This window comes from Geosporobacter subterraneus DSM 17957 (assembly GCF_900142145.1).
Taxonomy (GTDB): Bacteria; Bacillota; Clostridia; order Peptostreptococcales; family Thermotaleaceae; genus Geosporobacter; species Geosporobacter subterraneus.
Window position 1 is genome coordinate 129,290 of sequence record NZ_FQZV01000003.1, and the last position, 24,360, is coordinate 153,649.

The 24,360-nt window shown below is 39.8% G+C and carries 28 protein-coding genes; 27 read left to right on the forward strand and 1 reads right to left on the reverse strand.

All coding sequences use genetic code 11. The features are described from left to right. Positions 1 to 17: 17 nt before the first annotated feature. The 21 genes from spoIIIAD to spo0A all read left to right on the forward strand — a co-directional run bounded on the left by spoIIIAD (position 18) and on the right by spo0A (position 18,135). Positions 18 to 404, forward strand: a complete 387-nt coding sequence (gene spoIIIAD, locus BUB56_RS00685; protein ID WP_110939454.1) for a stage III sporulation protein AD — start codon at positions 18 to 20, stop codon at positions 402 to 404. Positions 405 to 416: 12 nt separating this feature from the next. Next, positions 417 to 1,595, forward strand: a complete 1,179-nt coding sequence (gene spoIIIAE, locus BUB56_RS00690; RefSeq protein ID WP_110939455.1) for a stage III sporulation protein AE — start codon at positions 417 to 419, stop codon at positions 1,593 to 1,595. A gap of 12 nt (positions 1,596 to 1,607) precedes the next feature. After that, positions 1,608 to 2,234: a stage III sporulation protein AF gene (gene spoIIIAF / locus BUB56_RS00695; protein ID WP_190014008.1), complete on the forward strand. Its 627-nt coding sequence runs from the start codon at positions 1,608 to 1,610 to the stop codon at positions 2,232 to 2,234. An 18-nt stretch (positions 2,235 to 2,252) separates the two neighbouring features. Further along, positions 2,253 to 2,849 carry a stage III sporulation protein AG gene (spoIIIAG, locus tag BUB56_RS00700; protein ID WP_110939457.1) on the forward strand — a complete coding sequence of 199 codons (597 nt, stop codon included), beginning with the start codon at positions 2,253 to 2,255 and terminating at the stop codon, positions 2,847 to 2,849. 12 nt (positions 2,850 to 2,861) lie between these two features. Then, positions 2,862 to 3,566 (forward strand): SpoIIIAH-like family protein, encoded by a 705-nt coding sequence (locus BUB56_RS00705; protein ID WP_110939458.1) that lies wholly within the window; start codon positions 2,862 to 2,864, stop codon positions 3,564 to 3,566. Between the two features lie 76 nt (positions 3,567 to 3,642). Continuing rightward, a complete protein-coding gene (locus BUB56_RS00710) occupies positions 3,643 to 4,035 on the forward strand; it encodes an Asp23/Gls24 family envelope stress response protein (protein ID WP_330392519.1) in 393 nt (130 codons plus the stop codon). Between the two features lie 70 nt (positions 4,036 to 4,105). Beyond that, complete coding sequence (gene amaP / locus BUB56_RS00715; protein WP_110939460.1) at positions 4,106 to 4,642, forward strand: alkaline shock response membrane anchor protein AmaP; 537 nt, start codon at positions 4,106 to 4,108, stop codon at positions 4,640 to 4,642. A 17-nt stretch (positions 4,643 to 4,659) separates the two neighbouring features. Then, positions 4,660 to 4,887, forward strand: coding sequence for a DUF2273 domain-containing protein (locus tag BUB56_RS00720; RefSeq protein WP_110939461.1), 228 nt, complete (start codon positions 4,660 to 4,662; stop codon positions 4,885 to 4,887). A gap of 76 nt (positions 4,888 to 4,963) precedes the next feature. Continuing rightward, the gene (nusB, locus tag BUB56_RS00725) at positions 4,964 to 5,365 is read left to right on the forward strand and encodes a transcription antitermination factor NusB (protein WP_110939462.1); all 402 of its coding nucleotides are present in this window, start codon (positions 4,964 to 4,966) and stop codon (positions 5,363 to 5,365) included. Beyond that, positions 5,365 to 6,327: a tRNA (adenosine(37)-N6)-threonylcarbamoyltransferase complex transferase subunit TsaD gene (locus BUB56_RS00730; RefSeq protein ID WP_110939463.1), complete on the forward strand. Its 963-nt coding sequence runs from the start codon at positions 5,365 to 5,367 to the stop codon at positions 6,325 to 6,327. Before nusB ends, BUB56_RS00730 begins: the two co-directional genes overlap by 1 nt. 16 nt (positions 6,328 to 6,343) lie before the next feature. After that, on the forward strand, positions 6,344 to 7,585 hold the full coding sequence (gene xseA, locus BUB56_RS00735) for an exodeoxyribonuclease VII large subunit (protein WP_110939464.1): 1,242 nt from the start codon (positions 6,344 to 6,346) through the stop codon (positions 7,583 to 7,585). Beyond that, positions 7,563 to 7,805: an exodeoxyribonuclease VII small subunit gene (locus tag BUB56_RS00740; protein ID WP_110939465.1), complete on the forward strand. Its 243-nt coding sequence runs from the start codon at positions 7,563 to 7,565 to the stop codon at positions 7,803 to 7,805. The genes xseA and BUB56_RS00740 overlap by 23 nt, the downstream gene beginning before the upstream one ends. A gap of 11 nt (positions 7,806 to 7,816) precedes the next feature. Then, positions 7,817 to 8,707, forward strand: coding sequence for a polyprenyl synthetase family protein (locus BUB56_RS00745; RefSeq protein ID WP_110939466.1), 891 nt, complete (start codon positions 7,817 to 7,819; stop codon positions 8,705 to 8,707). Positions 8,708 to 8,723: 16 nt separating this feature from the next. Continuing rightward, positions 8,724 to 9,167 (forward strand): divergent PAP2 family protein, encoded by a 444-nt coding sequence (locus tag BUB56_RS00750; RefSeq protein WP_242946180.1) that lies wholly within the window; start codon positions 8,724 to 8,726, stop codon positions 9,165 to 9,167. Positions 9,168 to 9,914: 747 nt separating this feature from the next. Next, positions 9,915 to 10,541: a hypothetical protein gene (locus BUB56_RS00755; RefSeq protein ID WP_207650372.1), complete on the forward strand. Its 627-nt coding sequence runs from the start codon at positions 9,915 to 9,917 to the stop codon at positions 10,539 to 10,541. 5 nt (positions 10,542 to 10,546) lie between these two features. Beyond that, complete coding sequence (gene dxs, locus BUB56_RS00760) at positions 10,547 to 12,427, forward strand: 1-deoxy-D-xylulose-5-phosphate synthase (RefSeq protein ID WP_456297981.1); 1,881 nt, start codon at positions 10,547 to 10,549, stop codon at positions 12,425 to 12,427. Between the two features lie 11 nt (positions 12,428 to 12,438). Continuing rightward, positions 12,439 to 13,248 carry a TlyA family RNA methyltransferase gene (locus BUB56_RS00765; RefSeq protein WP_110939469.1) on the forward strand — a complete coding sequence of 270 codons (810 nt, stop codon included), beginning with the start codon at positions 12,439 to 12,441 and terminating at the stop codon, positions 13,246 to 13,248. Between the two features lie 175 nt (positions 13,249 to 13,423). Next, the gene (locus BUB56_RS00770; RefSeq protein ID WP_110939470.1) at positions 13,424 to 13,873 is read left to right on the forward strand and encodes an arginine repressor; all 450 of its coding nucleotides are present in this window, start codon (positions 13,424 to 13,426) and stop codon (positions 13,871 to 13,873) included. 16 nt (positions 13,874 to 13,889) lie between these two features. Beyond that, complete coding sequence (recN, locus tag BUB56_RS00775; protein WP_110939471.1) at positions 13,890 to 15,611, forward strand: DNA repair protein RecN; 1,722 nt, start codon at positions 13,890 to 13,892, stop codon at positions 15,609 to 15,611. A 216-nt stretch (positions 15,612 to 15,827) separates the two neighbouring features. After that, positions 15,828 to 17,141 carry a SpoIVB peptidase gene (spoIVB, locus tag BUB56_RS00780; protein WP_110939472.1) on the forward strand — a complete coding sequence of 438 codons (1,314 nt, stop codon included), beginning with the start codon at positions 15,828 to 15,830 and terminating at the stop codon, positions 17,139 to 17,141. Between the two features lie 187 nt (positions 17,142 to 17,328). After that, positions 17,329 to 18,135, forward strand: a complete 807-nt coding sequence (gene spo0A / locus BUB56_RS00785; protein ID WP_110939473.1) for a sporulation transcription factor Spo0A — start codon at positions 17,329 to 17,331, stop codon at positions 18,133 to 18,135. A 229-nt stretch (positions 18,136 to 18,364) separates the two neighbouring features. Here spo0A and BUB56_RS19250 read toward each other — a convergent pair whose 3' ends face one another. After that, the gene (locus BUB56_RS19250; RefSeq protein WP_190014010.1) at positions 18,365 to 18,532 is read right to left on the reverse strand and encodes a hypothetical protein; all 168 of its coding nucleotides are present in this window, start codon (positions 18,530 to 18,532) and stop codon (positions 18,365 to 18,367) included. Between the two features lie 261 nt (positions 18,533 to 18,793). On the opposite strand from BUB56_RS19250, the gene steA reads away from it, so the two are divergent. The 6 genes from steA to BUB56_RS00815 all read left to right on the forward strand — a co-directional run bounded on the left by steA (position 18,794) and on the right by BUB56_RS00815 (position 24,277). Continuing rightward, on the forward strand, positions 18,794 to 19,915 hold the full coding sequence (gene steA, locus BUB56_RS00790; RefSeq protein WP_110939474.1) for a putative cytokinetic ring protein SteA: 1,122 nt from the start codon (positions 18,794 to 18,796) through the stop codon (positions 19,913 to 19,915). 17 nt (positions 19,916 to 19,932) lie between these two features. Further along, positions 19,933 to 20,820: a copper transporter gene (locus BUB56_RS00795; protein WP_110939475.1), complete on the forward strand. Its 888-nt coding sequence runs from the start codon at positions 19,933 to 19,935 to the stop codon at positions 20,818 to 20,820. Between the two features lie 11 nt (positions 20,821 to 20,831). Then, positions 20,832 to 21,524 carry a glycosyltransferase family 2 protein gene (locus BUB56_RS00800; RefSeq protein WP_110939476.1) on the forward strand — a complete coding sequence of 231 codons (693 nt, stop codon included), beginning with the start codon at positions 20,832 to 20,834 and terminating at the stop codon, positions 21,522 to 21,524. After that, positions 21,518 to 22,330 carry a glycosyl transferase gene (locus BUB56_RS00805; protein WP_110939477.1) on the forward strand — a complete coding sequence of 271 codons (813 nt, stop codon included), beginning with the start codon at positions 21,518 to 21,520 and terminating at the stop codon, positions 22,328 to 22,330. Before BUB56_RS00800 ends, BUB56_RS00805 begins: the two co-directional genes overlap by 7 nt. A 336-nt stretch (positions 22,331 to 22,666) precedes the next feature. Continuing rightward, positions 22,667 to 24,175, forward strand: coding sequence for a sodium-dependent transporter (locus BUB56_RS00810; RefSeq protein WP_110939478.1), 1,509 nt, complete (start codon positions 22,667 to 22,669; stop codon positions 24,173 to 24,175). Next, the gene (locus tag BUB56_RS00815) at positions 24,176 to 24,277 is read left to right on the forward strand and encodes a MetS family NSS transporter small subunit (RefSeq protein ID WP_110939479.1); all 102 of its coding nucleotides are present in this window, start codon (positions 24,176 to 24,178) and stop codon (positions 24,275 to 24,277) included. Positions 24,278 to 24,360 lie beyond the last annotated feature (83 nt).

Here is a 24,360-nt window from a genome sequence, read left to right on the forward strand (position 1 = left end):
AAAAGGTGTGGTACGTTATGGAGATATTTAGAATTGTTGGCATCGGCCTAGTAGCCACCATACTGGCAATTGTTTTAAAGCATCAAAAACCGGAAATTGCGGTGCAAATCAGCATCGCTACCGGAGTAATCATATTTATTTTCATTGCAACCAGGCTGACCGTTGTGCTGGAAGTATTAAACATGGTAGCCAGCAAGATTGATATTGATTTGGTCTATATCACCACTATTTTTAAAATAGTGGGAATTGCATACGTTTCAGAATTCGGTGCTCAGGTTTGCAGAGATGCAGGTGAGGGTGCCATCGCGTCCAAAATCGAATTTGCCGGCAAGATTCTTATTATGGTGCTGGCCATTCCGATTCTGGTAGCATTATTGAATTTGATCGTAAGATTAATGCCCTAGGATGTGATAAAAGTGAAACGCCTATCTTTGATTTTTATATTTATGCTCTTTATGAGTATCAGTGCTTATGGGATGGATCAAGATAATGGAAATCTTATTACGGAAGATATGATTCTGGGTCAGCTGCAAAATATGAATACGGGAGATTTGGAAAGGATTATCAATCAAATCAATGGAGAGACAGAAAACTATTTTCCAAAGATCGATTTACGGGAAGGGATACGTTCACTGATCCGTGGCGAAAGCAGTTTAACCCTAAGGGATACCTTAAATGGGTTGTTTAAATATCTGTTTAAGGAGATTGTTGCCAACTCCATGCTCTTAATTCGGCTCATTGTCCTAGCTATCATCTGTGCTTTCCTGTCCAATCTTTCCAATGCCTTTGAAAGCAACGCTGTAGGAAAGCTGGCTTATATGGTGTGCTATCTGGTGATCATCGCCATCGCCATACAGAGTTTTTCCATTGCCACTGCAGTGGGAATCGCAGTGATCAATGATATGGTGTTGTTTATGCAGGCTCTGCTGCCTCTGTTGCTGACACTACTGATGGCTATGGGGGGGATTACCTCATCGGCTTTGTTTCAACCCGTTATTATTGCCGCAGTTAGTACCATCAGTACCCTGATGAAGGATATTGTTATGCCGATCATATTTTTCTCTGCCATATTATCTATAGTAAATAATTTATCCTCAAGAATCCATGTTTCAAAGCTGGCATCCTTGTTAAAGCAAGCCTGTGTAGTTTTATTGGGCTTTACGCTGACAGTTTTTATCGGCATCATTACCATTCAGGGTGTAGCTGCCTCTACTACCGATGGCGTGACAATTCGTACAGCCAAGTTTGCAGTGGATCGGTTTATACCGGTGGTAGGAGGGTTTATTTCTGAAGCGGTGGATGCTATCGTAGGCTGCTCCCTGTTGTTAAAAAATGCGATTGGTGCTCTTGGGCTATTTGCCCTGGCTTTTATTGTGCTGATGCCCCTTTTGAAAATATTCTCCTTAATCGTAATTTATAAGATTGCTGCAGCGATCATAGAGCCGATTACCGATAGTCAGTTGGTAAGCTGTCTAAATGATATGAGCGGTTCTTTGGTACTGATCTTTGCCACTGTATTATCAGTTGCTGTCATGTTCTTTATGGCGGTTACTGTTATCGTTGGCGCGGGCAATCTAACGCTAATGATGAGGTAGGTGAAGGATATGATGGCATTTTTGAGAACCTGGGTCTTAAACATTGTGACGGTGATTATTTTTATTACTTTTCTAGAGATTCTCCTCCCCAACAGCGATATGAAAAAATATATCAAAATGATTATAGGTCTTTTGGTCATGCTGGTAGTTTTAAATCCTCTGCTGGAGCTGGCTGCCGGAAAAATCAATCTGGAGGAAGAAATCTTTAAAACCTCATCAGTCATGGATCAAAAAACCCTATCCTACGATTTGGAACGGCTACAGGTAGAACAGGATCAGCAGCTAGTAGCCCTGTATAAATCGAAGATTGAAAATCATGTGCGCACAAAAATAGAACGAGAAAATGACCTTCAGGTAATTTCAATGGATGTAGAGATTGAAGGAGACAAATCCCATAAGGATTTTGGCAAGCTGAAAAACATCCATTTAATAATAGCCCTTCAGAAGAATCTCCCAGCATCTTCAACAGAAATCAAACCTGTTTCAAATATATTCATAGAGATCGGTAAGGGGGGAGAGACGGTCAAAGCAGCAGCTTTGGATGCGGGATTATCATACAAATTAAAATCAGAGCTTGCATCCTTATACGAAATCGATCCCCGTTCCATCAGCATAGAACAAGTAGAATCAAAAAACTAGGAGAAAGGTTGGAGGATAATGAAAATCAACGAAAAGTTTAATGAACTGCTCCAGAAAATGGGGCATAAAAAAATGATATATAACTTGATTGCTATTGTCATCATTTGTGTGATTGCGCTGATTACATGGGATACATTTTTCCCTGGGGATTTGAAGGGAAATCAAATGGGAACCGCGGCAAAGCAAGTACAGCAGGGTGAAAACTTCTCGGTAGAAAACTATAGAGACAGCCTGGAAACACAATTGAAAAATATATTGAGTCACATTAAGGGCGTCGGTCAAGTAGAGGTAATGGTAACCTATGAAAGCAGCGTAGAGGTAGTACCCGCCTCCAACACCACCAAATCCCAGCAGCAAACCCAGGAAAAAGATGCTCAGGGCGGCACCAGAACCACAACTCAGGAGGAGTTGACACAAAATATTGTAACCAACAGCAGTACAGGCAGCACAGGACTTATGGTCATCAAAGAAATCAAACCGCAGATTCGAGGGGTAGTAGTAGTAGCTGAGGGTGCGGGAGATATTATGGTAAAAACAGAACTGATTGAAGCTGTTAAAACCATATTCCAGATACCGGCACATAAAGTTATGGTTTACGAGAAAAAAGTTGATTAGGGGGGAGCTTTCATGTTCAAAATAAAAAGGAGAAACGCTTTGATTGGTTCACTGGTTTTGGTATTATGCTTTATCAGTTATCTTAACTACGCTATTAATAAATACTCTCTATTGGAAACCTCTACGGAGTTTGAAAAATATGAAGTCAATAAGCTGGCTGAAATTGATCTGGAAGAAGTTATGAGCGGTGATACAGCCCTTGAGGAAAACAACAGCGAGGAAATGGCTTTTCCCGTTTTAGATCAGGGCAGTGCCGGGGATGAGGAAACAGCGGTGGTGGATAGCTCGGGCAATGCAGTCAAGGAAGTGGTTCAAGAGACTGCTGCTACGATCCAAAGCAATATCATGCAGCAAAAAAATATTAAACGAGTCAATTATTTTATAGAAGCTCGTCTCAATACCGGTATTGAGCGGGAAAAAATGATTTCTTTATTAAATGAAATCATCAATAATCAGATGACGGATGAAACCAACCGGAAAGCTGCCGGCGATGCAAAAATGAAACTGATCGACACCATGAACAAGGAAAAAATTATTGAAAACCTAATTAAAGCAAAGGGTTTTGAGGATGCACTGGTATTCATTACGGATAATTCAGTGAATGTGATTGTTGAGATTGAAAAGCTAACAGATTCTGATATGGCAAAAATACTGGATATTGTTTTAAGAGAAACCAATGTGCCCATTGATAATGTTAAAGTACTAAATAAATTTTAGATAGATTTGTAAATGAAAATAGATTTTGGTATAATATTCTTTAGAGATCGCTACATATTAGCAGGGGGTGTCATTGTTGGATAATCATATAGATAGTCCAGATTATGGTCAAATAAAAATTGCAGATGAGGTCGTTGGGATTATTGCTGGTCTCGCAGCTACTGAGGTGCCGGGTGTTGCGGGGATGAGCGGCGGCTTGGCTGGTGGGATTGCCGAGATCCTTGGCAGAAAAAATCTCTCTAAAGGTGTTAAAGTAGAGGTTGGTGAGAGAGAGGCAGCAGTAGATTTATTCATCATTGTTGAATATGGTGCAAAGATACCGGATGTATCCTGGCAAATCCAAGAGAGTGTGAAAAAAGCTATTGAAACAATGACGGGACTGAAGGTTGTTGAAGTGAATATTCACATTCAGGGAGTCAACATTGACAAAGACAATAAAGAAGAAGAGTTTCCTCATAGAGTAAAATAACCACCATCAAAAGTAACCCTCTGAAGCCTCAGGGGGTTACTTTCAATGTTTAAGGAGAGGAGAACAAAAGATGAAATTATTGGATCGAATTATTCTTGCATTGTACAGCTTTTCCATTGGAGTGCTTTCTATCCTGTTGTTGGCTGTACCCTTTTATCGGCCAGCTTATGAGTGGACAAGGGTATTATTGGAGAATCTTCGAGGCAACTGGCAGAACATTCTATTTCCACTTTTTTTCTTAGGTGTCAGCATTCGCTTTCTAGTCTCCGGCCTTTGGTCAAATCGGTCAAGACAGCACGCCGTGGTGCGGCATACCGCCTTTGGCGAGGTGAAGATTACACTTAACACCTTGGAAGGTATGGCTCAAAAGGCAGCAAAAACGATCCCCGGCCTTCGGGAAATCCGGGCATCTGTCCACCAGGTAGCGGAAGGGGTTGTCATTGAAATTCTAGGCTTGGCTGTCAGTGATACCAATATTCCAGAGGCTACTGTAAAGGCCCAGCAATCTATCAAAGACTATATTGAAGAATTTACAGGGATCTCCGTTCAAGAGGTTAAGGTAACCATTCAAGACATCTCAACCGTGAGTAAAGGTAGAGTAGAATAGATACGAGGAGGATCATGATGAGCAAAGAACAGATCCTTGAAGTTTTACTTAAGCATTATGGAAAGATTATCGGCGTTTTCTTAGGTTTGTTGGTCAGCATTCTGGTCATTACCTTAGGGTTTATCAAAACCATATTTATTTCCATCTGTGTTTATATCGGATATTTTTTTGGAAATAAAGTGGACAAAAAAGAAAACATATGGGAACTGCTGGATAGGATTCTCCCGCCAGGCACTTTGAAATAGGGCTACATACATATCTGCTTTTTAGACAAAATATCTTTAGAAGCTTTTACAGACAGTGAATTTTAGGAGGATAAGCATGAGTAGAAAATTAGCAAGAGAAACAGCCATGAAGCTGATTTATCAAATGGAAATACAGCGCGATGTTTCAAAAGAGGCTATCGAAAGGGCCATCGAAGAGTATCCTGATGAACCAAAGGATCATGATTACATAAGAGATGTGCTCTATAAATATATGCAGCATCAGCAGGAGGTCGATGAGGTCATCGCCCGCCATGCTAAAGATTGGAAGATAGATAGAATCGCAAAGGTAGATTTGTCTATCCTCCGTTTGGCAGTGGTTGAAATCCTTTATGTTGAGGACATTCCCCACAGCGTTTCTATTAATGAGGCAGTAGAAATGGCTAAAAACTATAGCACAGATGAATCGGGAAGCTTTGTAAACGGTGTTCTGGGCAATATCGTAGGGACTCAAGAATAATGATAAAAGGCTGTATTTTAGGCTTAGATACAAGCAACTACACTACTTCTGCAGCTATAGTCGATCTTGAAGGATCTCTTATTTATCAAGAACGTATCCTTTTAGATGTAAAAATAGGGGAAAGGGGATTAAGACAATCAGATGCCCTTTTTCAGCATGTAAAGAATATGCCATCCTTATTTAAGGAGTTAAAGGCACATTATAAAATCTATCCTATTCATGGCGTTTCTTTCAGCAGCAAGCCAAGGCCCGTAGAAGATTCTTATATGCCGGTTTTTCTTGCCGGTACTTCCTATGGTGAGACCATTGCCAGTTTATTGGGCGTTCCCTGTTATAGGACAAGTCATCAGGAAAATCATTTGGAGGCAGCCCTATGGTCCATTCAGATAAATTTTAACCGTCCCTTTCTGGCTGTGCATATCTCCGGAGGTACTACAGAAATTCTTTATGTACAACCCCGACCTGTAGGCTATGATACATTGATTGTGGGAGGAACTGCAGATATAAGTGCAGGTCAGCTGATCGACAGAATTGGTGTTGCCATGGGACTACCTTTCCCAGCAGGCAGGCATATGGATGCCGCAGCACTTCTTAAAGAAGGAACAAGCCTTCAGCTGCCAGTCTCTGTCAAAAATGGATGGATCAATTTTTCTGGTGTCGAAACCAAGGTTTTGCGCATGATAGGGGAACAGCAGGAATACAATGACTCCTATGCAAAGGCATTGCTGGTCTGCGTAGCCAGGTCCTTAGAAAAAGCCATCGCCCACTGCTGCAAGCAGTATAACCTGCAAGATGTACTCATGATGGGTGGTGTTGCCTCAAGTCAAGTGGTTAAAAAATTTTTGATAGAAAATCAGAATGAAAAAAAAATCCGATATTATTTTGGTAAGCCTGAATATTGCACTGATCACGCAGTTGGTACTGCTTTTTTAGGGTTAAAGAAGTATTTGGCTCAACCATAGGAAAGGAGGCAGCACCATGCGATTAAGAACCCTCACTGTATCAGAGCTAAACCGTTACTTAAAAAAACTGTTAACCATGGATCCTATTTTGAATCAAATCTATCTTCGTGGTGAGATATCCAATTTTAAAAATCATGGCAGCGGTCACCTTTATTTTTCTTTAAAGGATGAGACCAGCAAAATCAACTGTGTTATGTTTAGAGAAAACTGTATGAAGATCAAATTTGAACCCTATAACGGCTTAAATGTCATTGTAAAGGGCTATGTATCAGTCTTTGAAAGAGACGGTCAGTACCAGCTCTATATCCATGAGATGGAACCGGAAGGGGTAGGAGCCTTGTATATCGCCTTTGAACAATTAAAGGAAAAGCTGGAGCAGGAAGGACTCTTTCGCTTAGACCGTAAAAGAAGAATTCCCTCTTTTCCAAAGAGAATTGCTGTGGTTACATCTCCAACCGGTGCTGCAATACAGGATATTTTATCAGTAATCAAGCGAAGAAATTCCTATGTTGAAATCCTTCTGTATCCCGTGCTGGTTCAGGGAGAGGGTGCTGGCTGTCAAATTGCAGAAGCATTAGAGCATCTGAATCAAATAGATGGGATTGATACCATTATTGTAGGAAGGGGCGGAGGTTCCATCGAAGAGCTTTGGGCCTTTAATGAAGAGGTTGTAGCGAGAAGTATTTTTTCATCGCAGATTCCTGTGATTTCAGCGGTTGGCCATGAGACGGATTTTACCATTGCAGACTTTGTGGCAGACCTGAGAGCGCCAACACCTTCGGCAGCGGCAGAATTGGCCGTTCCTAACATCATAGAAGTCAAGAGCAGAATGGACATGCTGTACAGCAGAATTCAAAAGAATTTGCAATATGTGTTGTATAATAAACGAAACAAGCTCCAATCCTTTGATCCAGAACGATTGCACCAGATGGTGCTCAGAAGCATACAGGATCGTCATCAGTTGCTGGATACTATTTTTGAAGATTTACAGGATAACCTTCAGGATATTCAGCAGGATAAAAGAAGGGTATTAGAAGCCGCTGCATACAAGCTGGAAGCCTTAAATCCCTTGGCAATACTTCGCCGTGGCTATTCTATCACCATGGATGGGCAAAAGAACAGGGCATTGGTTTCGGTAGAAGAGGTCCAGCTAGGAGACAATATAAATATTATGTTGAGTGATGGTTCTGTGGCCTGTACTGTAGACCAGATCCAAAAGGGGGAAGGTTTTTTAAATGAATACGGAACTAAAAAATAATGAAAATGAAAGCTTTGAAACATCGGTTCTTCGCTTAGAGGAAATTGTTTCCGCCTTGGAAGCAGGTAAGCTGACCCTAGAAGAAACCTTAAAGCTCTACGAGGAAGCAATTCTTTTATATAGACACTGCAACCATGTATTGGATCATGCGGAACAAAAAATCAGTATCTTGACAAAGGCAGATGAAGGGAAGTTTATACTCAAAGAGATTGCAGAGTAAGGGGGATGAACATGGATTTTCAGACGACATTAAAAGTAAAGCAGCAGATAATAGATGAAGCCCTGGACAAATATCTTCCAAAGGAGCCTTCTCCTCAAAATAATATATTCGAGGCCATGCGATATAGTGTGTTTGCTGGGGGCAAAAGGTTACGGCCCATTCTGATGCTGGCAGCCTGCGAATTTGCAGGTGGAGAGACGGAAAGGGTTCTACCCTTTGCCTGTGCCATAGAGATGATCCACACCTACTCACTGATACATGATGATCTTCCTGCAATGGACAATGACGATTATCGTAGAGGAAAGCTGACCAATCACAAGGTTTTTGGCGAAGGTATAGCTATATTGGCAGGAGATGGATTGCTAAATTATGCCTACGAGTTAATGCTCCAGTCTATACTCCAGCATCCTTCCCAAAGCCAAAATGCAACTGCAGCCATGTACGAAATCGCAAGGGCATCTGGGGTTTATGGGATGATTGGCGGGCAAGTTGTAGATCTTGATAGTGAAAAAAAGCAGATTGATAGCATTACCTTAGATTTTATTCATAACTATAAAACAGGCGCATTATTTATCGCTGCCATTAGATCAGGAGCTATCTTGGCCGGCACAGAACCAGAAACATTGAAGCATTTGACAAGCTACGCAGAAAATATAGGTTTAGGTTTTCAAATCACCGACGATATTCTAGATATCATCGGTGATGAAAAAAAGCTAGGTAAAAAGGTAGGAAGCGATCAGGAGAATCAAAAAGCCACATATCCTGCATTTCATGGCTTGAATCACTCTTTTGAAAGGGTAAATGATCTGTTTCAAAAAGGTCTTGCAGCCATTGAACACTATGGAGAAAAAGCTCAATTCTTTATGGATATGGCTCATTATCTCGTCAAGCGGGAATATTGATTTAGGAGGAAAAGAAGTGACTTTTTATCAGGCAATAGGGAAAAACGATGTATTAAATGTTACCATTGTATCATGGTTTATTGCACAGACATTGAAGGTAGTATTTACACTGATTAAGGAAAAAAGACTAAATTTATATAGATTTGTGGGCTCCGGCGGTATGCCCAGTTCCCATTCATCCCTTGTTATGGGCTTATCTACAGCTGTAGGCCTAAAGAGTGGATGGAATTCTATGGAATACGCTATTGCTCTATCCTTCGCCCTGATTGTGATGTACGACGCTTCAGGAGTGAGAAGAGCAGTTGGAAAACAGGCTATCATTTTAAATAAAATGATTGAAGACCGTCAACATCATAAACCTATAGGAGAGCAGCGGCTAAAGGAATTGATTGGACATACCCCTTTTGAAGTTTTTGCCGGGGCTATATTGGGTATTGTAATTGCCAACCTGATGATTTGATATATCAAAAGACATATGTTATAATGATATTTGCTTTTATGGGTGGTGCAGTATTCTAGTCGGTGCTACCGGTTCTGAGGGCGGGGCTAAAAATCCGTCGAAGGGCACATCGATGAAGTTCCTGGTATCGGCTGCTGACGCCCAGTCGGGGGTCGATGCTGGGAGTAAGGAACAGGGGGCGATCCACAATGGCATGTGGGCGATGACCCTCTCTCCGTGGAGACCTATCAGCCAAGTTCATTGTGCTAATAGGATAAACCTGCAGAGCGGTTCGGTGCAACTTCGGGCTGCATGCAGCGTAGCCTGCCTTGAGTGGGATATGGTGGATAATAGGTTTCAGATATGATTGCTGAAAGGGCCCATGGCAGTCTTATTACTGCTATTCGAAACCTATGCTGCAAAAGAGGCTAAGGCCCGGTGTGACTGTAGAGGAAATCTCCTAGACTGTTCTAATCGAGGCATACTGAGGATTACAGTGCGGACTAAGTGGTAATCTAGTCTTACCTTTGGCGACAGGGTAAAAACGGAATTGAAGGGAAACCGCTGATTTGGCGACAGACCAGTAGCCGTTTGGGAAAGCCAACTAGACCTAAGCCGCAAGATTTACTCAGTAGGCCACCACCCATTGTTTATAGCAAACCTAATTAGCTGATGGTCTTCCATCAGCTATTCTATAGTCCTAAATCTATGAAATTTTTACATGGATTGACATGTATTTCCTACAATATAAAGAGGTGTAATGGTAATATGGAAAGTGATTCGAGAAAAGAAGCCGTTAAAAAAAAGAAAACGCAAAAGACAAAGAAAAGATTATCCAATACAAAATGGGTAATACTCATAACTATATGGACCTTTTTTTTAGGTACGGGAATGAGTTTTATTTCGGAAACCCTGTTGCGCAATACTGGCCTGATGATTGCATTTATCGTTTTGATTTTTATTATCGTTATTGGTATCGTTTTTGATTTAATTGGCATCGCAGTCGCTTCTTCTCGGGAGAAGCCCTTTCATTCTATGGCCTCAAACAAGCTTCTTGGAGCCAATTATGCCGTAAAGCTGGTTCGGAATGCGGGGCCTGTATCAAATTTTTGCAATGACGTAATTGGAGATATCTGTGGAATTATAAGCGGTGCAGCTGCTGCAATCATTATACTGCAAATCCGCAGCCTCTATCAGGTCAATTTGCCTTCCTTAAGCATACTTTTAAGCGGCTTTGTAGCCTCGCTGACTGTAGGCGGTAAGGCAATCGGAAAAGAAATTGCTTTGAGAAAATCCAGAGAAATCGTACTTTTTGTAGGTGTGATTTTACATCATCTGCATAAGCATCTAGGCTTTAGTTTGTTTCTTCCAAAAAATAGCAGGAAAGGGAGATGAATCCATTGACCAGTTATCTTTCAAGTATCTCTTCCGTATCGGATGTGAAAAAACTAAGTGATCAGGAATTACATCTGTTAGCTGATGAAATTCGTTCCTTTTTAATAGAGCATATTTCTAAAACCGGTGGTCATCTTGCTTCAAATCTGGGAGTGGTAGAGATGACACTGGCCCTCCATAGTGTTTTTGACAGCCCTAAGGATAAGATGATCTGGGATGTAGGGCATCAAGCCTACGTACATAAGATCCTGACAGGTCGTAAGCATTTGTTTCATACCCTTAGAAAATACAAAGGTTTAAGCGGCTTTCCCAAACGCTCCGAAAGTGAGCATGATATCATCGATACAGGGCACAGCAGCACATCTATATCTGCTGGCTACGGCATGGCTTGTGCTAGAGATTTACAGGGAGGAGATTATTCTGTGATCTCTATTATCGGTGATGGTGCATTGACAGGGGGAATGGCCTTTGAAGCTTTAAATCATGCAGGACATTCTAATACCAATTTTATTGTAATCTTAAATGATAATGAAATGTCTATTTCACAAAATGTAGGAGGTTTGTCCAGCTATCTGAATAGATTGCGTACAGATCCTGCCTACTTTAAGATGAAGGTAGATGTAGAAAGTCTGCTGACAAAAATTCCTGCCATTGGTAAAGCTGTTTTTAAAACAGCAGAAAAGGCAAAGGATAGTATCAAATATTTTTTGGTTCCAGGGATTCTTTTTGAGGAACTTGGCTTCACCTATCTGGGTCCGGTAGATGGACATACTATCAAGGAATTAAAAATGGTATTTAAAAGAGCAAAAAATATTAAGGGACCTGTATTGATTCATGTATTGACGAAAAAGGGTAAAGGATATTCCTACGCAGAAGAAAACCCCGATAAATTTCACGGAATTTCTCCCTTTGATATTGAAACCGGCAGCGTAGTTCCTTCGGGCAGCGGCCGTCCCAGCTATTCGGCTGTTTTTGGCAAAAGCCTGGTGGATCTGGCAAAGAATGATCCGTCTATAGTGGCCATTACTGCAGCCATGCCTTCCGGTACAGGACTCAATGAATTTGCAAAAACATATCCACGCCGTTTTTTTGATGTAGGTATTGCGGAACAGCATGCAGTAACCTTTGCAGCAGGTCTGGCCCTCAATGGAATGAGGCCATTTTTTCCCGTTTACTCTACATTCCTCCAGCGGGCCTATGATCAGATTGTTCACGATATATGCCTGCAGAATCTGCCGGTGGTATTTTGTATCGACCGCAGTGGTCTGGTAGGAAATGACGGAGAAACCCATCATGGGGTTTTTGATATTTCCTTCCTTTCCCACATACCCAATATGACGTTATTGGCGCCAAAGGACGGAAAAGAATTTGAGCGTATGCTTTCCTTTGCTGCTGCTTACCAGGGTCCCATTGCCATTCGATACCCCAGAGGCGAAAGTGATAACTTTGCTACCATAACTGTAGACCCGGAAGTCAATCCGCTGAAGGCGGAAATATTGACAGAGGGTAATGATCTATGCATTATTGCCATAGGCAACATGGTACGTACAGCCTATGATGCTGCTGAAGCACTTCGTTCTCAGGACATCCACTGCAAGGTAGTCAATGCCCGGGCAATTAAACCGCTGGATCAAGAAACCCTATTGCAAGCCTGTGAGGGGATCGAACATATTATAACCTTGGAGGATCACGTAGTTACCGGAGGTTTTGGCTCATTGGTGTTAAATTTATTTAACCGTAAACAGGATATAAAAGAAAAACAGATAAGAAACCTGGGACTCCCCGAAGCCTTTATTGAGCATGGGGATGTTGAGGAGTTAATGGAGCAGTATGGCTTAAATGTAGAGGGACTAATAAGCTGTATTAGAAAACTGTTAGGCAAATAGGAGTTGTTTTTATGGGAGAAAAAGAAAGAATAGATGTATTATTGGTTGAGAAGGGTTTTTTCGATAGTCGCGAGAAAGCAAGAACTTCTATTATGGCAGGTCTTGTTTTTGTAGATCAGCACCGTGTAGACAAGTCCGGTACAAAAGTAAATAAGGATAGTAATATCATGGTAAAGGGAAATGCGATGCCTTATGTGAGCAGAGGCGGACTCAAACTGGAAAAAGCTATTCAAAGTTTTCAGCTCGTTTTGCAGGATAAGACAGCTATGGACATCGGCGCTTCTACAGGAGGCTTTACTGACTGCATGCTGAAAAATGGTGCAAAAAAGGTGTATGCAATTGATGTGGGCTACGGTCAGCTTGCCTGGGAGCTGCGGCAGGATGAACGGGTTGTGTCAATGGAGAGAACCAATATTCGTCATGTTTCAAAGGATGTATTTCAAGAGGAAATTGACTTTGCCTCCATTGATGTGTCCTTTATTTCCTTAAGACTGGTTCTTCCAGTGGTTAAAGGGCTCATACGCAGCGGTGGAGAAATCGTAGCGCTGATTAAGCCCCAATTTGAAGCAGGAAGAGAAAAGGTGGGTAAAAAAGGGGTTGTAAGGGATAAACATGTACATCTTGAGGTCATTCGGCAGGTTGTGAATTTTGCAATCAACCTAGGTCTCCAGATAAAAGGCATTTCCTTTTCTCCTATTAAGGGTCCTGAGGGAAATATTGAATACTTGTCATACTTTTTAAATCAAGCTCCTGACGATAATCAGCACATGCCGGAAGAGGAGCTGCAAAAGATTGTTGAACAAGCCCATCGCTCCCTGTAAAAATGTTGATCCTGGTAATATTTAGAAATCTACATAAAAAAATTTTTCCGTATTAAAGGAATCGATAGAAATATGTAGAATAGTGTAATAAATGTTAGCATGATAAGTTTTTTTCCTCTTTATGGCTCTCTAAGGACAGCCCTAGAGGAAAGTAAAATCGGTTAGGAGGTTATTTATGAAGTATTCCAGGCATGCCAAAATATTAGAGATCATCGAAAACAACGAGATCGAAACTCAGGAGGAATTGGCGGAGTTTCTGAAAAGAAGCGGTATTAACGTGACGCAGGCTACGGTTTCAAGAGATATTAAAGAGTTGCGTTTGATCAAGGTATTGGCAAAAAACGGGCGTTATAAATATGCTTCTATGAAGCAGCAGGAAAGCGCTATCTCTGATAGATTGGTCAAAATATTCAAGGACTCTATTTTATCCATTGATTATGCCGGTAATATCATCGTATTAAAAACACTTTCCGGTGCTGCCAATGCTGCCTGTGCTGCCATCGATGCTCTTGATGTCAAAGAATTGGTTGGAACAATCGCTGGAGACGATACGATCTTTATTTTAGCCAGGGATCCGGAAATGGTAGGGGAATTGGTAGAAAGGTTTAAGAAATTAATGAGATAAGGCTGGAGGTTTTGGAATGCTCTTAGAGTTGGCTGTACAAAATTTTGCATTAATAGATAAACTGACCGTGCGTTTTAATGAGGGGTTAAATATTTTAACTGGGGAAACCGGTGCAGGTAAATCCATCATTATTGATGCAGTAAATATGGCTATCGGGGAAAGGGCTGACAAAAACTATATTCGTACAGGTACAGACAAAGCAACCATCCAAATTTTATTTCAGTGCACTAATCCGGAATTAAAGTCGGTCCTTGCCGACCAGGATATCGAACTGGAGGATTGTGATACACTGATTTTGACCCGGGAAATCTATAGCAACGGCAGAAGTGTCTGCAGAATAAATGACCGGGCCGTGACTTTGTCTACCCTCAAAGAGGTTAGTAAGTATCTTATTGATATTCACGGACAACATGAACATCAATCCTTACTCTACCCAGAAAATCATATTGAAATACTTGATTCCTTTGGTGATCAGGAAATTATCCCCTTAAGAAAACGTATTGCGGAAAAATATTACATTTTAAGGAAATTAAATGAAAAATTGAAAAATCTATGCGGCAATGATTTGGAACGGGAACGTAAGGTTGATTTACTTTCCTTTCAGATCAATGAAATTGATCAGGCAAAGCTTAGGAAGGACGAAGTAGAGCAATTAACGGCTGAACAATTGCTGTTAGCTAATAGTGAAAAAATTCATCACACAATGGCCAAGGCTTACGAAATTCTCTACAATGGTGCAGAGGAATATCACTCTGTATTGGATGGCATTGGGAATATAGTCAGTGAAATAGAGCATTTTAAAGACTTAGATAAGCACATTGCAAATATATTTTTAGTATTACAGGAATGTCAATATAAGATTGAAGATGTATCAAGAGATATTCGCAGCTATCGCGATCATATTGAGTTTGATCCCCAGGCCCTAGAACAGGTAGAAAAAAGGCTGGATCAAATCAATAGCCTAAAGCGAAAGTATGGAAAGGATATCGAAGAAATTCTTTCCTATCGTCAAATCATCTTTGAGGAACTGGAGGAAATCAGGAATAGTGAGGCCATTGCAGCTGAACTAAACCAGCAAATCCAAGTTTTGCAAAAGGAGCTAATGGATTTATCTCTTTCTCTTAGAAAAAATAGGATGAAGATCGGGAAAATATTAGAGAAGAGAATCACAGAAGAATTAGTCAGCCTCAATATGGAGAAAGCAGCCTTTCGCATTGATTTTATTGAGAGCGTCGATAAGCATGGACAGGTGCAATTGACAGCAAAGGGTATCGATCGGGTTGAATTCTTGATTTCTGCCAATGCGGGGGAGCCCCTTAAACCACTCTCTAAAATAGCCTCTGGGGGAGAAATGTCTAGAATCATGCTGGCACTGAAAACAATTTTAGCAAAAAATGATAATATTCCTACTTTGATATTTGATGAGATTGATACAGGAATTAGTGGACGTACTGCAAATATTGTTGGTGAAAAACTGGCTAATATATCACAGACCCACCAGATATTGTGTATTACTCATCTTCCACAAATTGCACGAATGGCCGATACACATTTTTATATCGAAAAGATTTCTAAGGAGGATCAAACACTAACCAGTGTTCGAGAGCTTCAGAAAAAGGAACGTATTTCAGAATTAGGAAGATTATTGGGCGGTACAAAGATTACGGATTTAACCTTAAAGCATGCAAAGGAAATGCTGGATTCCAGCATCGATTATAAAAAATCAATTATATCTTAAGAACAATAAGTTTGTAGACATGCAAACTTATTTTTTTGATTATATTTCAGAATTTTCCTTTCAATAGTGAAAATCATTCTTTTCTGATTAAGGTGTTAATTACAATATTTACGTAGCATAATACCTTTTGATTCAGGCTAAATTAAATGTATAGCCATTGTAAATTTTGAGGAGGTGTATCAAAACTCTTTGGGGAAAATGGGAGTGTGATCATTATTGATTGGTAATAGAAGAAGATCCGTTCTTTCAGTGTTTTTCTTTGCAGTTTTATTAACTGCTTTTTATGTGCTTTTAATAAAGGAATACACGGCTTATCCCAATCATTTAAAGATATTTGAAGGTGAATCGCAGAGCATAGAAATAAGATTTCCTTTAAGGCTTAGTGAAAAACAAACGGATCATAATATTATACAGCTTGTCAAAGAAGGCAGTAAAAATAATGATAAAATTTTTTTGAACTCACTGCAAATAGGCAGCACCCATTTAGATTTAAAGTTATTTGGATTTATGCCTTATCGCAGTATGACCGTTGATGTCATTCCTAAAATTAAAGTCATACCCGGAGGACAATCAGTAGGTGTTAGACTGAATACAAAGGGTGTTTTGGTAGTAGGTTTAGAAGAAATTGAAGGTGTAGATGGAAAAAAGTATAATCCCGGTTACACGGCGGGATTGTCTATTGGCGATAGTATTTTAGAAATCAATCATCAAAAAGTTCGAGATGCAAATCATGTAACCACAATCATAAACAATCTCAGCATCAAAGATCAGCCGGTTGATCTAACCGTAAAAAGAGGAGACAAAGTAATACAAATGGCTATTCAACCTGTTAAGTCTAAGGAAGAAGGAGAATTCCGTTTAGGACTTTGGGTGAGAGATAAGACTGCAGGAGTTGGGACACTAACCTTCCTTCATCCGGATTCTATGAAGTTTGGTGCATTGGGACATGCTATCACAGACATAGATACTGGACTTCTATTAACAGTAGAAAATGGAGAAGTAGTAAAATCCAGAGTAGCTTCTGTTGAACAAGGAAAAAGAGGAAAACCAGGTGAAATCAAGGGAATATTCTATGACACCTTAAAACCGATTGGAAATCTGGAAAAGAATACTCAATTTGGAATCTACGGGAAAGCCTACGAATCCATGACCAATGCTATTTATGATAAACCGATGGAAATTGCTTTTCAACATGAAATACATGAAGGAAAAGCTACAATTTTAACGACTTTAGACAACGATGAAATAAAGGAATATGAAATATATATCGAAAAAGTTAACCGCCAGAGAAATCCCAATACAAAAAGTATGATCATTCGTATTATAGATCAGCGCCTGCTGGAGAAAAGCGGGGGTATCGTGCAGGGAATGAGCGGCAGCCCCATTATCCAGAACAATAAATTAGTCGGTGCTGTCACCCATGTTTTTGTAAATGACCCGACAAAGGGGTATGGGTTATTCATCGAATGGATGATACAAGAGGCAGATATTCAAGCCTATAATAACAGTAAAATTGCAAACAATGAGTAAAATTCTACTAAAGAGAGTGCTTTTAAAGCTTTTGATTAAAAGTACTCTCTTACATATTACTTTAAAAGAAAAACTTTAAAAAAATATGCTAATCTTTTCCATTTAAGAAGGAAATCTTATATCTTTGTCGAATTTCTTTTTGTAAAACAATATATAGAAAAAAGAAAGATTTCAGGGGGGTAATTTAGTGAAAAGTATTAGTGTTTTGATTGCAGATGATAACAAAGATTTTTGTGAAATCTTAAGTGAGTATCTGGGAAAGCAAGAGGATTTAGAAATTGTCGGTGTTGCAAAGGACGGTTTAGAAGCAATCGATTTGGTATCTCAAAAGTCACCGGATGTATTGGTATTAGATATAATCATGCCGCATTTGGATGGTTTGGGCGTTCTTGAAAGATTGAGCAACATGAATCTCGAAAAATTTCCAAAGGTAATTGTGTTGTCTGCAGTGGGACAAGACAAAATTACACAGCGTGCCATTAGTCTTGGTGCGGATTACTATGTAGTGAAGCCCTTTGATTTTGAAATATTTATTAAGCGTATTCGTCAGCTTACCGGAAATACCATTGCATCCTCTGAAAGAAGAAAGAATTATAATGATGTGATGATTCAGAGTACATCTAACAGTTCTGGTAAGAGCAAGAGTCTTGAAGCCGAAATTACCAACATCATTCATGAAATTGGCGTACCGGCTCATATCAAAGGTTATTTGTATTTAAGGGAAGCAATCACAATGGTCGTTGAAAATATAGAACTGCTCAGCGCCGTTACAAAGGAATTATACCCATCTATCGCCAAAAAGTTTAATACTACACCGAGCCGTGTAGAAAGAGCCATTCGTCATGCCATAGAGGTAGCCTGGAGCAGGGGCAAAGTAGATACGATTAATAAGTTATTTGGTTACACAGTGCACAATGATAAAGGTAAACCAACAAATAGTGAATTCATTGCCATGGTGGCAGACAAGTTAAGATTAGAGCAAAGAGCTGTTTAGTCTTGTTATAGCAATAGATGTGAGGTTTGGAATAATTTAACTTACGCTTATTAAAATCCAACTAATTATCTCCTAAACCAACTAACTATTTGTTATTAGATCAACCATGATTTCCATTTCATCAAAATGTTGATTTTTTTGAACAAGAATATCCACCGTAATTTTACATGAGATTAGAAAAAAGTGTTTTAAAGAGCAGAAGAGATTCTGCTCTTTTTATTAAATAACCTTACAATAACAGTTCTAAAACCATTTTTTCAGTTAGCTTTAAATTGAGATCCTGTGCATATTGTTTTAACATGGTTTTTTTCATTATAAACTGAACCTGGTTTGTATTTAGTCGATCTACAAAATCCCGAAGTACAGCTAACCTAACTTTGAAAACAAAAACACTCATGATATCACCTGTCCTTTCGAGATAGTATGCGTGATCCCAGGCTATTTTTAGTACCTATTATATTCTCCAATATATTCCTCACTTTCCTCATTTAACCTACCATTTGACATCGCTTTACTATTTTTATAAATGTATAGAATTCCCTATAGTTTTCAAATAATTACAGTAATTGTAGGTTATTGTACTTTTTTATGTTATAATGATAAGGTTGTTTTATAACCTTAATTTTTAGGAAGGATGAAAGCGGATGGGAGGTAAGTTATGATTATCAAATCCGTTGCTAGAGTTGACAGAAAGACTAAAGAGCTGGTAAAAAGGCTGCAAGCCAATGAGATCGCCGTTATTAATCATCGTGATATCGATGAAGTAGCCGCAAACTCACTGGTTGCTTGCAGACCTAAACTAATCATAAATGCGGATCAATCTATGAGCGGCCGATATCCTAACCTAGGTCCAGGGATCCTTGTTAAGGCGGATTTACCTGTTTTGGATCACGTTGGATTGGATGTTTTTCAGGCAATACAGGAGGATGATATCCTTGAAATCATTGAAAATGACATCTATAGGAATGGAGAATGGCTGGGCGCTGGTACTTTGCTTACTGAGGAAGTGATCCAAAGCAAGCTGGAGGAGACAGAAAAAAACTTCGCTGTTGAATTGGATAAATTTATTGAAAACACCCTGGAATATGCAAAAAAAGAGAAAAATTTCATCTTAGGTAATTTAAAGATTCCAGATGTCAATACTGAATTTAAAGGCAGACATGTTTTAGTAGTAGTTCGTGGACAAGACTATAAAGAAGACTTGATGGCGATTAAGCCCTATATAGAGGAATTCAATCCGATATTAATAGGTGTGGATGGCGGTGGCGATGCTCTTTTAGAGTTCGGATATATACCGGACTTAATCGTAGGGGATATGGATAGTGTGTCCGATCAATGCCTGTTAAGCTGCAAGGAAATTATCGTCCATGCCTATCCAGACGGACGTGCACCCGGCTTAGAGCGGGTTGAACAGCTGGGTTTAAAGGGGATCATATTCCCAGCACCGGGAACCAGCGAAGATATTGCTATGCTAATGGCCTTCGATAAAAATGCCGATTTAATCGTAGCAGTAGGCACCCACTCCAACATGATTGACTTTTTGGAAAAGGGACGAAAAGGAATGGCCAGCACCTTTCTTGTACGTCTTAAGGTAGGATCGAAGCTGATTGATGCCAAGGGTGTTAACAAATTACAGCGGGAAAGCATTAAGTTTAAATACTTGGTGGGTCTAGTTTTTGGAGCTTTGATACCAGTTTTTATTGTTGGACTAATGTCGCCACCGGTACAACAGCTCCTAAAGCTGCTACAGATTCGCCTCAAATTCATTTTTGGATTGTAGAAGGGGGATTGGATTTTATGGTAGTAAATTTAAAGTATTATGTACTTTCCTTTGTTGCCATCTTTTTGGCCCTTGGTGTAGGCATATTTATTGGTGTCATGCTGGATGGACAAGAAATGATTGTTGAGCAACAGCAGCAGCTTGTGAAACAGTTAGAGAGCAAATTCGATGAGTTTAAGCATAAACAGGACGAGCTTCAGACTAGAAATGATTTATTAATTGCTGAAAGAGAAAAGAATCTGAAGTTCATCGATATTGTTTATCCGGAAGCAATTCAGAACAAGCTGAAAGATCTGGATGTTGTCATTATCGAAACCAGCGAAGATTATGCCTATTCTGGCTTAATCGATGCTTTTCAAAAAGCAGGAGTACACAGTGTATCAAATATTTTGATTAAAAATACCATGTTGCTGAATGACGAAGCTTTTGCGAAACAAATTGCCAGCGATTTAAAGTTGAAGGGTAAAACCCCAACTGATATAGAAAAACAGTTATTGAAGGAGTTTCATGATGCCCTAATAAAAGGCAACAATTTTGAACTGATCCGGTATTTAAAGGAAAAGAAAATCATAGACTATTCCGGCAACCTGACTTTTCCGCCTGACTATGTGCTTATTGCAGGAGGCAGCATGGACTCCAATAAAGAGATTTTAAACAGAATCGACATTCCTTTAATCAATTATTCAAAAAACAGCAATATCCCTGTAATGGCTGTAGAAAAATCTAATGTAGGCGTATCCAATATTGGTGAGTACAAAAAGCTGAGGATATCCACAGTAGATAATGCAGATACCATTGCAGGAAAAGTGTCTATTCTAATGGTGGTTAGTGGAAGATCCGGGCATTTTGGAGAGAAAGATACGGCTGAAGACTATATGCCGGAAGGATTTATAACGATTGATTAGGAGATGAGCTCGTGAGAAAGAGAATTACCGTAATACTGCCAGCTTATAATGAAGAAGATCGTATTGCTCATACAATTGCTGGTTTACAGAAGTCAAATTATGTGAACCGTATTCTTGTAGTGGATGACGGTTCCAAGGATGAAACTGCTAGAGTAGCAGAAGCTGCAGGAGCAGAAGTATATCGACTGCCTGCAAATGCCGGCAAGGGATATGCAATGCAGCAAGGCGTAGAAAAGACTGTTCATGATAGTGATATTTTAGTTTTTTTGGATGCAGATATTGGAGAAGGCGCTTCCGAGATAGATAAGCTGATTGCACCCATTGATCTTGAGGAAGCAGATGTTACCATAGCCCGCTTTCCTGCTGCGAAGAAAAAGGGCGGCTTCGGCTTGGTGAAAAACCTGGCAAAGTATGGTGTTAAATTTTATACAGGAAAAACACTTACTGCTTCCCTTTCCGGTCAGCGGGCTTTCAAATCGGAGGTATTAGCAGCCATAGGCAAAATGCCTGTTCATTATGGAGTGGAAGTAGGCATGACGATTGATTTGCTGCGGATGGGCTACCATATTCTGGAGGTAGACGTAAATATGACGCACCGGGAAACCGGTAGAGATTTAAAAGGGTTTATCCATCGCGGAAAGCAGTTCTGCCAAATACTGGCTACCTTGATACAAAAGTCTAAAGGAGTGGTGAGATCATGCTAATATCTATCCTAAGCTTCTTGTTATGCTTCCTGCTTGGCAAACTAATGATCCCGATGTTTACCCACCTGCTCGAAGAGGGCAGCAGCATAAAGAGTAATTATCGGGGGGAAGTTATTCCTGTAAGCATGGGGTTAATTTTTGTACCGGCACTGCTTCTCAACAGCATACTCATAGCCCTGCTAGAAGGTTCCTATGATCTGTTACCAGCCATTATATTTTTAATAGGCACCTTTGCAATGTGCTTTGCCGGTATGCTGGATGATTTATTAGGGAATAGGAATGTTACCGGTTTAAAGGGTCATATTCGGCTCTTTTTCAAGGGACATTTGACTACTGGCGGCTTTAAAGCCATATTGGGCGGTTTTATAGCTATGTTGATCAGCATTTTTTTCTCAAATGGTTTACTGAACATTGTTATGAACACCCTGATGATTGCTCTATTTACAAACTTTAATAATCTGCTGGACCTTAGGCCTGGCAGATCTATCAAAGGATATCTGTTTTGTCTCGTTCCCTTGGTCTGGCTGCCAGTCCCTCTGGTCCTTCGGGCATCCTTGCTTGGGCTATTAGGGGTGGTACTTGCTTATTTTCCATACGACTTGAAAGCTAAAGCCATGCTTGGAGATTCAGGTTCCAATGTATTAGGAATATCCTTAGGAATCTTATACATGAACGGCTCCTTTGCATTTCGGCTGGGGACACTATGTTTTTTGATTCTCATCCATGTTATTACGGAGAAATATTCTCTTACACAGATTATTGAGGGAAATAAGTTTTTAAATTATGTTGATCAAATAGGGAGATAGTATCTTCCTATTTCAAATTGTTTCAAACAATTAAAAAAATTTAATATTGTTACAAAAATTTATTAGATTTTATTGACAGGTTCTTATGGCGTTGTTATAATTGTAATATCTTGTCGAAAACCCCATAGTTTTTTTTATTTATCCGTTTCATAGGTACTTTTTAAATTGATTTCAGGATCAATTTTTTTTCACAAAAAATGTCAGAAAATTGAAGCATTTGATAAATAAATAACAAATTTAATCATTAAGTTTGCTCGTTTTATGGGGGTGATTTAATTACAGGAGGGAGGTTCTTTCGTAATTCAGTTTTAAAAAAATTTTTAAGGAGGAAAATCAATGGCACAGAACAGAGATCAATGGGGATCAAAACTTGGATTTATACTGGCTGCAGTAGGTTCAGCCGTTGGATTGGGGAATATCTGGAGGTATCCTTATTTATTGTATTCAAGCGGAGGCGGTGCATTCTTAGTTCCGTATTTTTTTGCTTTGTTAACTGCTGGTATCCCGCTTATGATATTAGAATACGGGTTTGGTCATAAATTTAAAGGCTCTACCCCTATGTCTTTAGCAAGAGCAAACAAAAAGTGGGAATGGCTTGGATGGTGGCCAAGTTTGAACTCATTAGTCATTTTAACTTATTATTCTGCAATTCTTGGATGGGCAATCAATTATCTTGTTTTTTCTTTTACCCAATCTTGGGGTGCTGATCCAAATGCATTCTTTTTTGGTGAATTCTTAAATCTCTCAGACAGCGTATTTAACTTTGGTGGATTTAGACCAGCCATATTTGCCGGAATGTCAGTGATCTGGCTCTGCAACTGGTTTATTTGCTATCGTGGTGTATCCGGTGGTATTGAGAAACTAAACAGGGTATTATTGCCAACATTAATCGGTATAATGGTAGTCATTACCCTGCGTGGTGTCACGCTTCCCGGAGCAGCAGTTGGCTTAAACAAGCTGTTTACGCCGGATTGGTCTAGGGTATTAGATCCAAAGGTTTGGATTGCTGCTTACGGACAAATTTTCTTCTCTTTGAGTTTAGCAATGGGGGTAATGATTACTTACTCCAGTTACCTGCCTGAAAAAACAGATATTAACAATAGTGCTTTTATGACTGCTTTTGCCAACTGCGGTTTTGAATTTATGGCAGCTCTTGGTGTATTTGGAATCTTAGGCTTTATGGCAACCAGCCAGGGAGTAGCAATAGAAGAAGTAGCAAAGCAAGGTGTAGGTCTGGCCTTCGTAGTATTCCCAAAAGTATTTACACTGATGGGACCTTTAGGTAAAATCTTTGGCATCTTATTCTTTGTCTGTCTTGTATTCGCCGGACTGACATCTTCTGTATCCATGGTTGAGGCCTTTTCTTCAGCAGTCATCGATAAGACCGGTGCAAATCGTAAGAAGGTTGTCACGGTAACAGCTATTTGCGGATACCTGGTAGGTACAGTATTTGCAACAGGATCTGGATTGTATATTCTTGATATTGTAGATCATTTTATCAACTCCTATGGCATTGTAGTGATCGGTCTTGCAGAAGCAGCCATCGTTGGTTGGTTGTTTGGTACACATAAGATCAGAGAGCACGTTAACCCAATTTCCATTTACCCAATCGGCAAGTGGTGGGATAGGATGATCAAGTATGTTACACCGGCAATATTGGCCTACATGCTTGTGCAAAACCTGATTGCCGAGATCAAAGCACCTTATGAAGGTTACCCAATGTCTGCATTGCTGTTGTTAGGATGGGGTGTAGTAGGTGTAATTGTCTTAATCTCATTTGCAATCAGTGCAAAGCCTTGGAAAGAAGGAGCATTGATTATCCCCAATACAAAGGAGGTGAAGTAGATGTCTGCAACCTCAATCATATTTTTCCTATTTGGTGCTGTCGTATTATGGGGTGGTTTGGCAACTACCTTAACGATCGCAATCAAGGACGGAAAGAAATAGTATCATCCCCTGGGCAATTTCCCCCAGGGGATTTTTATGGCTATATATGGCTATAAAAGATAAAACAGTTGTATAATAAGAAT

Bases quoted from the DNA above. Each gene is read 5' to 3' on its own strand.
- BUB56_RS00810 (WP_110939478.1), top strand. From the start codon at position 22,667: ATGGCACAGAACAGAGATCAATGGGGATCAAAACTTGGATTTATACTG.
- BUB56_RS00795 (WP_110939475.1), top strand. From the start codon at position 19,933: ATGGTAGTAAATTTAAAGTATTATGTACTTTCCTTTGTTGCCATCTTT.
- xseA (WP_110939464.1), top strand. From the start codon at position 6,344: ATGCGATTAAGAACCCTCACTGTATCAGAGCTAAACCGTTACTTAAAA.
- BUB56_RS00720 (WP_110939461.1), top strand. From the start codon at position 4,660: ATGAGCAAAGAACAGATCCTTGAAGTTTTACTTAAGCATTATGGAAAG.
- BUB56_RS00805 (WP_110939477.1), top strand. From the start codon at position 21,518: ATGCTAATATCTATCCTAAGCTTCTTGTTATGCTTCCTGCTTGGCAAA.
- steA (WP_110939474.1), top strand. From the start codon at position 18,794: ATGATTATCAAATCCGTTGCTAGAGTTGACAGAAAGACTAAAGAGCTG.
- amaP (WP_110939460.1), top strand. From the start codon at position 4,106: ATGAAATTATTGGATCGAATTATTCTTGCATTGTACAGCTTTTCCATT.
- spoIIIAF (WP_190014008.1), top strand. From the start codon at position 1,608: ATGGCATTTTTGAGAACCTGGGTCTTAAACATTGTGACGGTGATTATT.
- BUB56_RS00765 (WP_110939469.1), top strand. From the start codon at position 12,439: ATGGGAGAAAAAGAAAGAATAGATGTATTATTGGTTGAGAAGGGTTTT.
- spoIIIAD (WP_110939454.1), top strand. From the start codon at position 18: ATGGAGATATTTAGAATTGTTGGCATCGGCCTAGTAGCCACCATACTG.
- recN (WP_110939471.1), top strand. From the start codon at position 13,890: ATGCTCTTAGAGTTGGCTGTACAAAATTTTGCATTAATAGATAAACTG.
- BUB56_RS00705 (WP_110939458.1), top strand. From the start codon at position 2,862: ATGTTCAAAATAAAAAGGAGAAACGCTTTGATTGGTTCACTGGTTTTG.
- BUB56_RS00730 (WP_110939463.1), top strand. From the start codon at position 5,365: ATGATAAAAGGCTGTATTTTAGGCTTAGATACAAGCAACTACACTACT.
- BUB56_RS00770 (WP_110939470.1), top strand. From the start codon at position 13,424: ATGAAGTATTCCAGGCATGCCAAAATATTAGAGATCATCGAAAACAAC.
- BUB56_RS00740 (WP_110939465.1), top strand. From the start codon at position 7,563: ATGAATACGGAACTAAAAAATAATGAAAATGAAAGCTTTGAAACATCG.
- BUB56_RS00745 (WP_110939466.1), top strand. From the start codon at position 7,817: ATGGATTTTCAGACGACATTAAAAGTAAAGCAGCAGATAATAGATGAA.
- BUB56_RS00755 (WP_207650372.1), top strand. From the start codon at position 9,915: ATGGAAAGTGATTCGAGAAAAGAAGCCGTTAAAAAAAAGAAAACGCAA.
- BUB56_RS19250 (WP_190014010.1), bottom strand. From the start codon at position 18,532: ATGAGTGTTTTTGTTTTCAAAGTTAGGTTAGCTGTACTTCGGGATTTT.
- nusB (WP_110939462.1), top strand. From the start codon at position 4,964: ATGAGTAGAAAATTAGCAAGAGAAACAGCCATGAAGCTGATTTATCAA.
- spoIIIAG (WP_110939457.1), top strand. From the start codon at position 2,253: ATGAAAATCAACGAAAAGTTTAATGAACTGCTCCAGAAAATGGGGCAT.
- BUB56_RS00815 (WP_110939479.1), top strand. From the start codon at position 24,176: ATGTCTGCAACCTCAATCATATTTTTCCTATTTGGTGCTGTCGTATTA.